Consider the following 13859-nt stretch of genomic DNA (forward strand, 5'->3'; position numbering starts at 1 on the left):
CATGTAGTTTCCGCCGCGATGAACCTCTGATGCCCCTAGTAGTACTTGGTTACGTCGGCGTGACGGCTTTTAATTTCTGAGTGATCCTGTTAATTTTTGAGGCATGAAACCGGATGAGCTTGCTGAGACTAAAGCGGAACTTGAAGGGTTCGTTCAGGAGGTGTTCGCCTCACTCCCTCGGGCGGATCAGCGGAACAAGGGGAGCCTGTATCTGCACGGCCTGATGCTGGACGGGCGGCGGAAGTCGATGCAGCCGATGGGTGCCCGGCTCGGGATTGATTACCAGCGGCTGCAGCAGTTCGTTTCTGCCTCGCCGTGGAAGGTCGAGCCGGTGCGCCGGTTGCTGGTGCGTAAAGCTGTGGAGGTGATCGGCCCCGATGCGTGGGTGGTTGACGATACCGGATTCAAGAAGGAAGGGGACTCCTCTCCCGGTGTCGCGCGGCAGTATTCGGGCACGTTGGGCAAGATCGGCAACTGCCAGATCGCCGTGAGTATCCACGCCGCGACGGATAAGGCCTCCTGCCCGCTGGACTGGCGGCTCTATGTGCCCGAGGCATGGGATGACACGTCCGCGGACACGAATGCCCAAGCGGAAATGATTGCCGCCCGTCGGGCCAAGGCGCAGATCCCCCAGCTCCAGCGCCACCGGACGAAGTGGGCGATGGCGCTGGAGATGATCGATGAACTCGAGGTTTGGGGCTACCGGCCTCCCATCATGGTCGGGGACCCCGGCTACGGGGAGATCACCGCGTTCCGGTCCGGGCTGACCGAGCGGGCGATCCCCTACATGGTCGCCGTCAAGCACTCGCCCCACAGCACATCTGCAGGACGCAGCGATCGGCGTGGCCCAGTACGCGGGCAAAGGACCCCACTCAAGCCAGCGCCGCTACCTCGACGCCCCCACATCCCTGAAGGACCCCGTCATGGCAGCCGGCCGTAAGGGATCGCATCAGGTCACCTGGCCCCACGGCACCAAGTCCACCACGAGCAACAAAACCGCTTCGATGAGGTCGGCGTTTCATCGCACTGCGGTCCGGGCCGCAAACCGTGAAATTCCCCGCGCCCAGGACGGCTCCCTGCCCGCCGAATGGCTGCTCGCCGAATGGCCCAAAGGCGCCCCTGCACCCACCGATTACTGGCTCTCCACCCTCCCGGAAACAACACCACTGAAAGAACTCGTCCGGATCGCGAAAATCCGGTGGCGCATCGAGCACGACTACCGCGAACTGAAAACCGGACTCGGACTGGACCACTTCGAAGGCCGCACCTGGCTCGGCTGGCACCACCACGCCACCCTCGTCACCGCCGCCCACCTGTTCATCACCACACTGCGCCTGACACGCCCAAAAGCGCCTGGGGCAGCCTGAGCCTCTCCGGCATCCTCCGCGAGCTCCAACACCTCGTCGCCGCACGAACCCGATACTGCCCCCACTGCCACCCACAAGCACCAACATAGCCGATTACTACCAGGATGCGTGGAGAGTGCTGACAGAAACCAGTTGGACGAGACTGTTACAGACCTAGGGCGGCCCCAAGCGGGCCAGCCAAGGACTTGGCGAAGGTGTTAGTCATGTGATTATCACGGTAGACCATGACATTGCCAATCACAGCTGGACAGATGTTTTGTTGGCACAAGTAGTGCCTCATATTCACCACGCGAACTCCTGGGATGTCCGCACCTACTTGTCGCAGCGGATCAACTGGATCATTGGTCGTCGAGGCGGGCGTTTGGCATTTTGCCGATACTGGGCCGTTAAGCGCCACGCAGTCCGGTACCGATACGACGGGATAAGGGTTATCCAATATCACGCTGACTTCAATGTGGGCAGCGATCAGAGGTTTGACGAGGGCCTCGTAACCGCTAACGAGTTCTCTTGGGTCTTGCCAATGCCAGTGCAGTGCAGCTTCGTAGGCTTGAGGAGTCATTCCGGAGATAACCACCATATCCGGATGGAGCGCGAGGATCTTCTCCAGCGAAGCCTTGTTTTGCTCCGAGCAGTTTGTCAACGCCACACCGCCTGAGGATGCCGGAGCTGTAGAGAACGGACAGCCATTACGGACCATGGCTCGAACCTTCCAGCCGAGCGGTTCCACCAGGTCAACCAACGGATCGACGTACTGGGCTGCGTGCGAGTCGCCAATGACCACCATCGATGAGTGACCGGATAGGTCGCCGAACCAGCAGGAAGTATCGGGCACCGTGGCAGGATCATACTGATTGCAGCCCGCCTTGTCGGTCATAGGACCGTCCTGAGTTGCTACCGCCGGATCAGGGCGAACGGGTAAGCCTGGCTTCACTTGGTGTGGACTAGCTGCGTCGAAGGCCAGAGCACCGGGATAATCGACAGCATTTATGACCCTATTATTCTGCTCGATCTTGTCTTGGACGATCAGCCAAGGCCCCAAAGCCGCCGTGCAGGATAGCGCCAACAGCGCAGCGCCCAACACGTAAGCCGTCCTGTGCGGAACCAGCGCCCGATTAAAACGGCGGCCGGCGGGCGTTCTGATTGGCTGCCCGTGGCGCAGTGGCTGTTCAATGTACTTGTATGACAAGACTGCCAAGACAATACTCAGGGCTAGGATCACGATTACATCATGCATTCGCAGCGGATGGCCCAGCCGGAAGACGTAGAACACGATTATCGGCCAGTGCCACAAATACAGTGAATAAGAGATGTCACCGATGTATGTAATGGGGGAAAGGCCCAGTAATGAGGTTAGAGAATATCGTGCGGGCACCCATAACGAATTAGACCCGGCCGCGATGATAAGCATAGTTCCAGCAACGGGCACCAGCGCGATCGAACCAGGGAATTGCATCGTGGTCGTGTAGACCACCGCGGAAATTCCCACCAGCGCGAACCCTGTCCAACCGGCGACAACACCTGAGGTACGGCGTAGGGAGAACTTAGGCATAAGGATGGCCAGAACACCACCCAATCCCAGTTCCCACATACGCGTCGTACTGGCAAAGTACGCTATGTCATGATTGGAGGCTGAAAAAACCACCGAATGAATAAATGATGCGACGGTGATGACCGCAAGTACGCCCAGACACGTCATTTCCTTTCCCCGTTTGAACAGATGCGCGAAGACAGCAGCGGCCATCAACAGCAGCGGGATCACAATGTAAAACTGTTCCTCCACAGCCAGAGACCAGTAATGCTGCACGGGGGAAACTATGGCGGTGGCGTTCGCGTAGCTCGTCGATCCTAAAGCCAAGTTCCAGTTCTGCACCTGCAGCGCAGACAGCATGACATCTTTGGCCACGCTGGGCCATCGACCCTGCGGCAGCAGGACCACCGTGGCCGCCATAGTGGTCAGCAGAACAGCGGTGGCTGCGGGTAATAGTCGTCGAATTCTCCGCGCATAGAACGCCAGTAGACGGATCTGCCCGGTCTTCACGGCTTCCCGCACCAAGGAACCGACGATCAGGAAACCAGAAATCACGAAAAAAACGTCAACGCCCACGAATCCCCCTGGAAGGAGCACGGGAAACAGGTGGTAGACAATCACCATGCCAACAGCAATGGTCCGAAGACCTTGGATATCTAACCGCTGCTTAGAGGGGCGTCTGGAAGTTTGGTCAGTCATTTGCCTCGCAGGACACCCACTGCCTCGTGAATGGGTCCGTCAAAGACCACATGACCGTGGTCAAGTAAGATACCGCGCGAACAGATTTTGGAAACTACGTCCAGATCGTGACTCACGACCACTAGGGTCTTCCCCGCCTCTGCGAGCTCTTTGATTTTTTTGAGGCACTTCTTCTGGAACGGTTCGTCACCGACGGCAAGAATCTCATCGACCAGAAACACTTCGGGATCTGTGTGAACGGCTACAGAGAATGCCAGCCGTAGGTACATCCCGGAGGAGTAGAACTTGACCTCTGTATCAATGAACTGTCCGATTTCGGAGAACTCGAGGATCGAGTTGAATCGATCGTTGATCTCCTCCTCCGTCATTCCCAGAATCGCTCCGTTGAGGTAAACGTTGTCGCGGCCAGAGAGGTCCTGATGGAAGCCTGCCCCGACTTCAATCAGACCCGCAACCCGTCCACGCGTATGAACCGATCCTGAATCCGGCAGCATAACACCGGAAATATGCTTCAGTAGTGTTGATTTACCAGAACCATTGAGACCCAGCAGTGCGACGGTCTCACCCTGCTTGATGTCAATGGATACGTTATCGAGCGCGAAAAATTTCTCTACCAAGTCACCCTTGCGGCCCTTGGCAAGCCACACAACTGCTTCCTTAATAGAACGAGTGTGACGCAGCACAAATTGTTTACTGATGTTCTCGACCGCAATGGCCGTCGTCGTGTTAAAGGTCGTGGTTGCCATATCAGAGCTCCTGGGCAAAGCGGCCCTCAAGGCGGCGAAAAGTCAGCTGCCCGAGAAGTAGGACTGCTATGGAAACAACTATGCCCAGTGGTATCCAAAATGAGAGAAGATGTGGCGGGATGCCCGCGCTGCCGTCCGTCGTCGGAAGCCAGAAAGTATAGTGGAACGCCTCGACTGCAATTGTGATGGGATTCGTCTGGTAGACGTTATACCACCCTTCACCAAGTTTACTTTGGACCATGGTCGATGCATACATCACCGGTGATGCCCAAGTCGCAATCATCAGGAGCATATCCACGAAGTTTTCTGAGTCCCTGAAGTAGACGTTGATTGCTCCAAATAGCAAGCCCAGCCCAGTGGCAAGCAATGCCACGATTATGAAGCCGCAAACTGCCGCTCCCAGCTGGATCACGTTGGGATGCCATCCCGCCACAAAACAGGCTGCGACCAAGACCACCAATTGGGGAAAGAAGTGCACTGCCGAAACCCATACGGACGCGACGGGAAAAAGCTCTCGGGGGAGATAAATCTTTTTGATTAGGCCACCGTTACCGACAATGGAACGCGCGGCATTACCCAGTGCCTCGGTGAAGAAGTTAATCAACACGATACCCGAGAATAAATAGACGGCGTAATTTGGTAGGCCACCCGGATTCCTCGGGCTTTTCTCCAAACCAAGAAAAACACCAAGTGCTATGTAGAAAACTATGAACTGAACTCCGGGCTTAACATAGGACCACAACAGACCCAGAACCGATCCGCGGTATCTGACTTTTAGTTCCTTACGAACCAGAAGCTTGAGGAGAAATCGTGACCGAAATACGTCCCCAAGACCACCGCCCAATCCGGGCTTGACCAGCGAATCAACGTTGGAACTCATTGGCTTTGATTCTCGCTATGGGCGTCAAACGTCTTCTTCCACTCCTCGAAGGAGGTTATCGCGGGCAAGGCTGCCTTGTATTCGGCACTGAGCTTCTGCCAATCGCGCAAGAGGACGGCATGCAACCTCGCACTCTCAGCGAGCATCTCCCTTAATTGCTTGGGATCCCTCTTGTACCAGGAGGCTCCGGTTCCCTCAGCATTGGTGACTACAGCACTGTCGAACTGAGACATTCGCCACCAGCGGTTATCCTGGTGCGCAACGCTGGTCTGCGGCCGTTCCATGCTCAACGCCGTTACGGGTTTTGTCAGTTGGCGGACTATGGTTTTCGCAGCCCAAGGGAGCAATGACATCTTTGAAGGTTGACGGACGCCGTGCCCGTGCCGAGGCGGTTTCGCCATCTTCGGGGTCGGGTAAGAATCCGGTTCAGCCGCAAACTGTGAATCGGAATAGCCTTTCATCATTTCTCGAATTTCGGGCAGCTTTTCGGGAAGTAATGCGTGCAGGTGTTCCGGCCCTGCAAGCAGATCCTCTAACGCCATGTTCCGCCCTCGACCGGTGGCGTACTGCATCGATACCAAGTGCTTGATGTCGTTGTAGTTGGACTCCCTCACTACCCGCCCGCCATGTTCGTAGGGACTGTGGATGAGGGCAGTGATAATCCGGTTCCGCGCGTGAAAGTACGCCTGCCAACCGACAAGGTCATCCTTGTCGATCCAGGAGACGTGCCAGACTGCTGCGCCAGGCAACGACACCGTCGGGAATCCGGCTTCCTTGGCCCGCAACCCGTATTCTGCGTCGTCCCATTTGATAAAAATGGGCAGCGACAGCCCAATTTCACGGATAACCTTCGTGGGGATCATGCACATCCACCAACCGTTGTAGTCCACGTCGCAACGTCGGTGTAGCCACGAAGTATGACGCAGGTTAGATCGCATGAAATCGTGACCGAGGATCATGTCTTCGTGCGGCAGCGCAGGCTGGAAACGATAAGGATTCACGATCTCACCGAATGTGTGCAGAACAGTCCTGTTGTAGAGATCGAACATGTGCCCACCCACGATGCTTGGCGTCTTGCAAAGGTCCGCGAAGGTCAGCAGCCGAACGATACTTTCAGGTTCAACGACGATGTCGTCGTCCATCAGAAGAGCGTAGTCGCTACCGTTCTCTACCGCCTCATACATGCCCCGCGAGAAGCCACCGGAGCCGCCGATGTTGCCCTGATTGATGACGCGCAGCTTTCCGCCCAAGGCTGCGGCTACATCCTCAAAACCATCTGCATCTTCCACCTTTTGCGTGCCCTGATCGACAAGAATAACTTCCTTGACGTTTTCCAGTGCTTCGGGATGCTCCGACAATAGACGCAAGTTATTCATGCAAAAATCGGTTTTGTTCAGCGTGGTGATTTCGAGAGTTACTGAACCCGCGCGCTTTGCCTCCCCCTCGCTCTGCCACTGGGCTTCCTTCAGCACCAGTGGCTCCGAGCCGGCCACCAAGTCAAACCAGTACCAGCCGCCGTCGCCGAACGGCGTCAGCGTCAGATCAAATGTGTTGGTGGCGTGGCCGTCCACCCGTCGGGTATCCACGCGCTGTAGGGAACCGCGGGCATTGGATTTGTAGACAATAACAGCTCCGATACCGGACGTCTTTACGGACAATCGAACGCTATTAACGGTTGTCCAACGGCGCCAGTAGCTGGCGGGGAAAGCGTTGAAGTACGTTCCGAAGGAGACCCGTTCCCCAGAGCGGACCGAAGTAGACCGACGGGAAAGAAAGTCTTCAACATGAACCTCCGTTCCGGCGCCGTTAGCCGACTGCGGTCGCGGCGACCCGTAAGGGTCTTGCCCCATCGTGGGCAGCTGTACCCCAGTGGCGCTGCCACTGTCCATATACAGCGGCACCGTGTCCATCTGGCTCTGGCTGGGCAGGATTACCCGCTGCAGGATCCGCCAATTCTTCTGCAGATCCTCAACCGTCTCGTTTTCAGCCTTTGCTTCAACGCTCATGCGTCCACTCCTCCGCTTTCCAGCTTCGCTCCGCCGGTAAAATGCGGCTTGATCTTGTTGTCAAACATGTTCAGCGCAGAGCCAATCGCCATGTGCATGTCCAAATATTTGTAGGTTCCCAGCCTGCCGCCGAACAGCACGGACTTTTCATCCTTCGCCAAGTCGCGGTACGCGAGCAGTTTAGCCCGGTCCTCTGAAGTGTTGACAGGATAATATGGCTCGTCGCCCTTCTGCGCGAACCGGGAGAACTCGCGCATGATGACGGTGGCGTCCTTGGTGTAGTCCCGCTCCGGGTGGAAGTGCCGGAACTCATGGATACGGGTGTAGGGCACGCCGTCGTCGGGGTAGTTCATGACCGCACAGCCCTGGAAATCCTCAGTCGGGAGCACTTCCTCCTCCAAGTCGATGGTGCGCCAGGAGAGGTCGCCTTCGGCGTAGTCGAAGTAGCGATCCACCGGCCCAGTGTAGACGACCGGCACCTGGCCCAACACTGTCGACCGGCCGAACTCGCCGTCGTCGAAAAAGTCGGTATTCAGGACAACCTCGATGTTTGGGTGGTCGGCCATCCGTTCGATCCAGGCGGTGTATCCATCCACCGGCAGGCCCTCGTGCGCGTCGTTGAAGTAGCGGTTGTCGTAGTTGTAACGGACGGGCAGCCGGGAAATGATCTCCGCCGGCAGGTCCTTGGGATCCGTCTGCCACTGCTTGCCCGTGTAGTGCTTGATGAAGGCCTCGTAGAGCGGCCGCCCGATCAGCTGAATGCCCTTGTCATTGAGGTTCTGCGGATCCGTGCCGGCCAGCTCACCTGCCTGCTCCTGGATCAATGCCCGCGCTTCGGCAGGCCCCATCGACGCACGGAAGAACTGGTTGATGGTGCCGAGGTTGATAGGCATTTGGTATACCTCGCCGTTATGGCTTGTGTAGACCTTGTGCTGGTAATTCGTGAACTGCGTAAAACGGTTCACGTACTCCCACACGCGTTCGTTGGAGGTGTGGAAGAGGTGTGCTCCGTAGCGGTGCACCTCGATTCCTGTCTGCGCTTCCTTCTCGCTGTAGGCATTGCCGCCGATATGGTGCCTGCGGTCCAGTACAGCGACCTTCAAGCCCAGCTCGGTGGCGGCGCGTTCCGCGATGGTCAGGCCAAAGAAACCCGAGCCGACAATGACGAGATCAGCGTTCACAAACTCTCCTGTGTATATGCGTGCGGACACAATAGTGCCCACGTCTACACGCCAAGGTTACCCGATTCGCGGGTTCCCCACCCATTGCCCGGTTATGTTCCCCGTCGTTCCGGGTGCAGTCCGGGTTCGGATTGCTGCCAGTCCTCCACACCCATCCGACGCCGCAGCGATTGCCACAATTACAACTGTGACCCCCCTGACGCGCCCGGCTCCTTCTACCGTTAAGGACGGCCACAGGGCCAACCAGGAGGTATGAACCGGCCATGAGACTCGAGCTGAGCGTGGTGGCAGCACCCGGTTGTAACATCGCGGAACCCGTCGAACTTTCCGTTGACGTCCCACGGGGAAGCAGCGGCACCGTCATCGACGATGACTTCACCCGCCGCTGGTCGGAGACTACATTCTCACTGAACGGCCGGCCGCTGGCGGACCTGACCGTTGGTACTCCCCCGCTGATCAGCGGGGGAGTTATCGTTGCCGGTTCCATCGGGACGACCGTCGAACGCAAGTACCCGTCACTGGTGCTCGAGGTGTTGGCCGGACCGGATTCTGGTGCCGTCTTTGCCCTCAGCCGCGGCCGGTACAGGATCGGCCGCGGACGTGTGGAAATCAGCATCCGGGATCCTGCACTATCCAGGATTCAAGCCGTACTGGAGGTGGGCGAGCACGTGATTTCGCTGCGCTGTCCGGCTGGCTATAATGAGTTTCGAGTGGCTGGAAGGCGGCTGCGCAGCGGGGTGATCACCGTCGGCAAAACCATCGATTTCGGTTCCACCAGGATGCGGCTGGCTTTCGTTCCGGATCCAGAAGAGCTTCCGTATCCCGGTGGTGAGTGCCAGGTTCCCCTGCCCGTCCGGCGGACACAGCAGCGGGCAGGCCGTACCTGGTCGCTGGCGGTCACGGGCGGAATGCCGCTTTTGTTGGGGATCGGCTTGGCCCTGTGGACGGGTCAGTGGATGTTTATGGCCTTTGCCTTGATGTCGGCCATCAGCGTCTGGCTTCCCCTTTTAGGGGGCCGCCGCCGCAAGGCCTTCCGCTCCGAGTTGGCCTCTGCGGTTAAGGCAGACTGCCGACGCCGGCTTGCGGACTACCCGTCGGCTGCGGACCTGGTACTTCGGCTGGGACTCCTTCCGGTAGGCCAGGACGACGACGACGGCGCTTGGAGACGCGCTGGGGCAAGCGTAAGCACGGGTTCTCTTGTGTACCTCCGGGTGGGAACGGCAAAACTGCCGGCGAACCTTGTCGCGGTGCCGGCGGATGAGAACTTTCTTCCGCCGCTGGTGTCCGGTTTGCCGGTGCTCGTGTGCTGGGAAAAATCCGTCCCAGCAGCGGCTTCGAAGCGAGGGCTGGTAATTTCGGGTCCGCGTGAATGCGTGAACGGGCTGCTCAGATACCTGCTCATGCAGCTCGACTCAGCCGGTGTACGGACCGTGGTGTTTGGTCCCGTCGACACGCTGCCGTGGGCGGCCCGTTTTTTGCCCAATGTTGTGCTGACCACCAACCCCGCGACAGTGTCTGTACAGCTGTGTCTTCCCGGGCCGGCCGCTGTGGTGCGGACCGCAGTCCCGGTGGCCGCCGCAGCCGGGGGAACGGAAAACGGTGTACCGCCGGCTGCTTGCGACGTCCACCGGTATGCGGCCGTGGAGCTGATTCTGGGAAACGCCGCAGGGCCGCCTGTTTCCACCGGGTCGGAATCGGCAGGAGAACAACGAACAACGGGCAGCCGGATCCGCCTCACGGCGTCCGCTGACGGCGTGCAGGGGCTGCTGGATGGCTCACGGTTTGTCCCGGATCTGGTCAGCGCAGTGACTTTCGAACGGTTCGCCCGTCGACGAGGAGCTGCATGCTCTTCACACGAAGCAGTTCCGGAAGATGGCATCCACGGCATTCCTGACGCTTTCGCGTTGCCGGGGCTCACAACGCCGGAAGGAGTCCTGGACATTTGGCGGCAAAGCAGTGCTGCCGCCTTGGCTCCCATTGTGATCGGCGCTGCAGACCGTGGTCCTTTGCTGCTTGACCTGGAGCGTGATGGGCCGCATTTACTGGTCGCGGGCACTACCGGATCGGGGAAATCCGAGCTGCTGCGTACGCTGGTGGCCAGTCTGGCCGCGATCCACCCGCCGTCGGCACTGCAGCTGCTTTTCCTCGATTTCAAGGGCGGATCGGGCCTGGGTCCACTCGCTGAGTTGCCGCATTGCGCCGGACTCGTTACGGATATCTCCGGCCACGGCCTACACCGGGTGTTGGCGTCGATGCGGGCCGAGTCCCGCAGGCGAGAGGACCTGTTCAGCCAGACCGGAGCGCAGGATATCCGCAGCTACACGGCCGCAGCCCCGGCGGCTGTAACGTCCCTGCCATGCCGACCGGTTCCGCAGTTGGTGATCGTTGTTGACGAGTTCAGGATGCTGGTGGAACAGGCCCCGGATGCTTTGTCCGAACTGATGCGGATTGCCGCGACCGGCCGTTCGCTGGGAATTCATTTGGTGCTGGCCACGCAGCGGCCGCAGGGTGCCATCTCGGCCGACATCCGCGCAAATGTCACCACCAGCATCTGCCTGCGGGTGCAATCAGGATACGAATCCCTGGATGTTATCGGAACCCCCGTGGCCGCCGGTATCCTTATCTCGTCGCCGGGACGGGCATTTATAAGCCGCGGAGGAGAGCTCCCTGTTGAATTTCAGGCGGCAGTGTTGGGGACAGCTCAGAGCCGCGACGCGGATCCGGTTATTCGAACGAGCCGGGTGGCAGCGCAGGAGGCCCCATTGGCTAGACCAGAGACCGATTCCGCAGATGCTGCCCGCGAATGGAGCCGCCTCCTTGGCGCTGCCCATATCCTGTCCGGGGACAAACTGCCTCCCCCAGCACTGGCACCGGAATTACCTCAGGCGCTGACAGCCAAAGAACTGGCAGGAGCGGCCCCCGGAGAGCTCTCCCTAGGACTCTTGGACGTGCCGGAACGGCAATGCGTGCTGCCGCTGACGTGGGTTCCACGGAGGCAATCCCATCTTGCTCTGATTGGTCCTGCCTCTGGCGCCCGGGCTGACCTTTGCCGGCTCCTGGCAGAGCAACTGCCGCAGCACCATAGTTTGCCTGCCTGGTTGTACTGCCTCGATGGAGATGGCTCGCTTGCCTCCTTGGCCGATCATTCTGGCGTCGGTGCTTATCTGCAGCCTGCCGATCTGCGCTCTGCGGCACGCCTGTTCCAGCTGTTCGCGGACCGCTCCGACGAGCCGGAGGAAGGGACGCCCCTGCTGGTCCTCGTCATATCAGGATGGGGGCGCTGGCTTTCCGTCATCCGATCCTCCCCTTGGCCCTGGTGTGAGGACCTGCTTGCGGACGTGGTCCGTGGCGGTGGCAAATCCGCGGCGGTGTTACTGATCAGCGGCGAACGGGAACTCGTGACGGCCAGGTTCATTGCGGGTATCCCCAACAGGATCTTTTTCCCGTTGGGCGCCAGTGCGGAATCCACGGTGTCCTGGCCCAGATTGCCGCTGGTACCCCGCTATCCGGGGCGAGTACTCGTGAGCGGAACTATCGCCGACGACTCCGCTTGCGCTGCGGGCGCCCTGAATTCAGGCATTCTTTCTGCGCAGCTGGCTCTCCTCGACCCCGAGCCGCGTACCAGCGACCAAGAAACGCTGCAAGGGAAACCACCGTTCACGGTTCGCGCTCTCCCCTCGGAACTTACCGTTAGCGAGGTCCTCGTCCGGGCGCACGCCACGTCAACAAGCGGGCCCGTTAAATGCCCGGATCCCGGTCATGACCCTGCTTCTGATTCGGCACAAATTCTGCTGGGGCTCGGCGGCGACAACCATGATCCGACGTACGTTCGGCTCGATCCGGGATCTGTCTTACTCGTGATAGGTCCGCCCCGGAGCGGAAAAACCACTCTGCTGGCAACCCTCGCGGCGCTGAATCCCGTCTACTTTGATTGGCATCATCTGGGGCAGCAACTCAGCTCCGACAGCGCAGCGTCATCGAACTGCCTGACGCTCGTCGAAAGGAGTGCTGCCAACGGACGGATTCTGGTGCTGCTCATCGACGATGCAGAAGGCCTGAGCACCGAGGTTCAGGATATGGCCCTTTGTTTGCACGCTGCCGGGGCAGTGGTCGTTGCCGCTGTCGACTCCCGCTCGCCAGGCGCGGGCAGGTTCCAGCTTGCCTCGGTCGCCAGGAATCGCGGCATCGGGCTGGTCCTGGCCCCACGGCGTCCGGCCGATGGCGACTTCTTCAACTGCCGATTGGACGCTGACGGACATCTGCCGACCGGACGGGCCGTACTGATTGACCATGGCAGTACCAGGTGGCTGCAGCTCCCGCGGATCTCAGCAGGAAAACAACCGGTCACGTTGCCGACCGCTGCGACGAGGGCGACGCCTGCAACGACGGTGCTTCCCACAGACACAGTACGTCCCACGACTACAGCACTGCCCCCAGACACAGCACTGCCCCCAGACAAAGGGCGGTCCCGAGCTACAGGGCGGGTGGGCCGCCACCGGAGCGCAGAGTAAACGCGACGACTCTAGGGCTGAAGAGCAATACCAGGACCGCCAGTGGAGGAATCAGCATGAGCAACCCGGGCAGGGCCAGCCCGCTGAGCAAGGTCGGGACCGCGATGGTTAGCATCAGTAATTGCCAGACAAAAGCGGCCGCACGGGTCCATCGGTATCCACGGTAAAGATTGCCGCCCACGGCCAACAGGCCTACACCCAGGGCGAACAGCAGTACCGCCATGAAAATCGAACCTCCCAGTGAGAGCGGAGCGGACGTCAGCAGGTTCACTACATACAAAGCCCCGATGACCAGCAGGGCAAGGGACTCCAGCAGCAGCACAGCAGCGCAGACGACGACTCCGGCCGGCCGGCTCAAGCCGGCCCCCCGGTCAGGAGACGAATTTGCCGGCTCCTCAGGCGTGTCGCCGGGCCGAGGAGGTTCATTGGCAGCAGGTATTGGCACAAGGGCACCTTACCTGAGAAACTTGGCTTGAGGCCGCCGGGAAGCTTCAGATCCGCGGCCCGGTGTGATGCATCGCTCACGTCCCAACGCCGTTTTAAGGTCGCTAACCTCTTGTTTACGCTGGATTAACATGACACGCTTGTCTAAGTGACCAAGGGGGCCCGAGGGGCCCCTTTCTTATGCGGCTGCACGTGAATGTTTTCACAAAGTCTGCCGCCCCCGTATTAGAAGGAGAAAAGTGATCAGCATGGACTGGCGCAATCGCGCCGCCTGCCTCGACAAAGACCCGGAGCTGTTTTTCCCGGTCGGAAACACCGGCCCCGCGCTGCTCCAGATCGAGGAAGCGAAAAGTGTATGCCGTCGCTGCCAGGTCATGGACACCTGTCTTCAGTGGGCTCTGGAGTCCGGCCAGGATGCTGGCGTATGGGGTGGCATGAGCGAAGACGAACGCCGCGCTCTCAAGCGCCGCGCTGCGCGGGCCCGCCGCGCCAGCTAG

Annotated in this window: 8 protein-coding genes and 1 pseudogene; 3 read left to right on the forward strand and 6 right to left on the reverse strand. The window is 59.6% G+C overall.

Translation table 11 applies throughout. From position 1 onward, the window contains the following. Positions 1-103: 103 nt before the first annotated feature. Positions 104-1367: pseudogene (locus IV500_RS08485) on the forward strand (IS701 family transposase). 145 nt (positions 1368-1512) lie between these two features. Here IV500_RS08485 and IV500_RS08490 read toward each other — a convergent pair. The 5 genes from IV500_RS08490 to glf are packed head-to-tail and all read right to left on the reverse strand — an operon-like array spanning position 1513 to position 8407. Beyond that, positions 1513-3594 (reverse strand): acyltransferase family protein, encoded by a 2082-nt coding sequence (locus IV500_RS08490; RefSeq protein ID WP_196396374.1) that lies wholly within the window; start codon positions 3592-3594, stop codon positions 1513-1515. Further along, positions 3591-4340, reverse strand: a complete 750-nt coding sequence (locus tag IV500_RS08495) for an ABC transporter ATP-binding protein (protein ID WP_196396375.1) — start codon at positions 4338-4340, stop codon at positions 3591-3593. Before IV500_RS08495 ends, IV500_RS08490 begins: the two co-directional genes overlap by 4 nt. Position 4341: 1 nt before the next feature. Continuing rightward, positions 4342-5220: an ABC transporter permease gene (locus IV500_RS08500; RefSeq protein ID WP_196396376.1), complete on the reverse strand. Its 879-nt coding sequence runs from the start codon at positions 5218-5220 to the stop codon at positions 4342-4344. Beyond that, the gene (locus IV500_RS08505; RefSeq protein ID WP_196396377.1) at positions 5217-7226 is read right to left on the reverse strand and encodes a glycosyltransferase; all 2010 of its coding nucleotides are present in this window, start codon (positions 7224-7226) and stop codon (positions 5217-5219) included. Before IV500_RS08505 ends, IV500_RS08500 begins: the two co-directional genes overlap by 4 nt. Continuing rightward, entirely contained in the window at positions 7223-8407 is a 1185-nt protein-coding gene (glf, locus tag IV500_RS08510; RefSeq protein ID WP_196396378.1) for a UDP-galactopyranose mutase, read from the reverse strand. Before glf ends, IV500_RS08505 begins: the two co-directional genes overlap by 4 nt. A gap of 263 nt (positions 8408-8670) precedes the next feature. On the opposite strand from glf, the gene IV500_RS08515 reads away from it, so the two are divergent. Further along, a complete protein-coding gene (locus IV500_RS08515) occupies positions 8671-12918 on the forward strand; it encodes an FtsK/SpoIIIE domain-containing protein (RefSeq protein ID WP_196396379.1) in 4248 nt (1415 codons plus the stop codon). Here the strand turns inward: IV500_RS08515 and IV500_RS08520 are convergent. Further along, positions 12881-13276 carry a hypothetical protein gene (locus IV500_RS08520; RefSeq protein WP_230854712.1) on the reverse strand — a complete coding sequence of 132 codons (396 nt, stop codon included), beginning with the start codon at positions 13274-13276 and terminating at the stop codon, positions 12881-12883. The genes IV500_RS08515 and IV500_RS08520 overlap by 38 nt on opposite strands. 334 nt (positions 13277-13610) lie before the next feature. On the opposite strand from IV500_RS08520, the gene IV500_RS08525 reads away from it, so the two are divergent. Continuing rightward, positions 13611-13859, forward strand: coding sequence for a WhiB family transcriptional regulator (locus tag IV500_RS08525; protein WP_196396459.1), 249 nt, complete (start codon positions 13611-13613; stop codon positions 13857-13859).

It is taken from the genome of Arthrobacter terrae, from assembly GCF_015708085.1.
GTDB classification, from domain to species: Bacteria; Actinomycetota; Actinomycetes; order Actinomycetales; family Micrococcaceae; genus Arthrobacter_M; species Arthrobacter_M terrae.

Coding starts and splice junctions, on each gene's coding strand:
- IV500_RS08490 (WP_196396374.1), bottom strand. CDS start 3,594: ATGACTGACCAAACTTCCAGACGCCCCTCTAAGCAGCGGTTAGATATC.
- IV500_RS08495 (WP_196396375.1), bottom strand. CDS start 4,340: ATGGCAACCACGACCTTTAACACGACGACGGCCATTGCGGTCGAGAAC.
- IV500_RS08500 (WP_196396376.1), bottom strand. CDS start 5,220: ATGAGTTCCAACGTTGATTCGCTGGTCAAGCCCGGATTGGGCGGTGGT.
- IV500_RS08505 (WP_196396377.1), bottom strand. CDS start 7,226: ATGAGCGTTGAAGCAAAGGCTGAAAACGAGACGGTTGAGGATCTGCAG.
- IV500_RS08515 (WP_196396379.1), top strand. CDS start 8,671: ATGAGACTCGAGCTGAGCGTGGTGGCAGCACCCGGTTGTAACATCGCG.
- IV500_RS08525 (WP_196396459.1), top strand. CDS start 13,611: ATGGACTGGCGCAATCGCGCCGCCTGCCTCGACAAAGACCCGGAGCTG.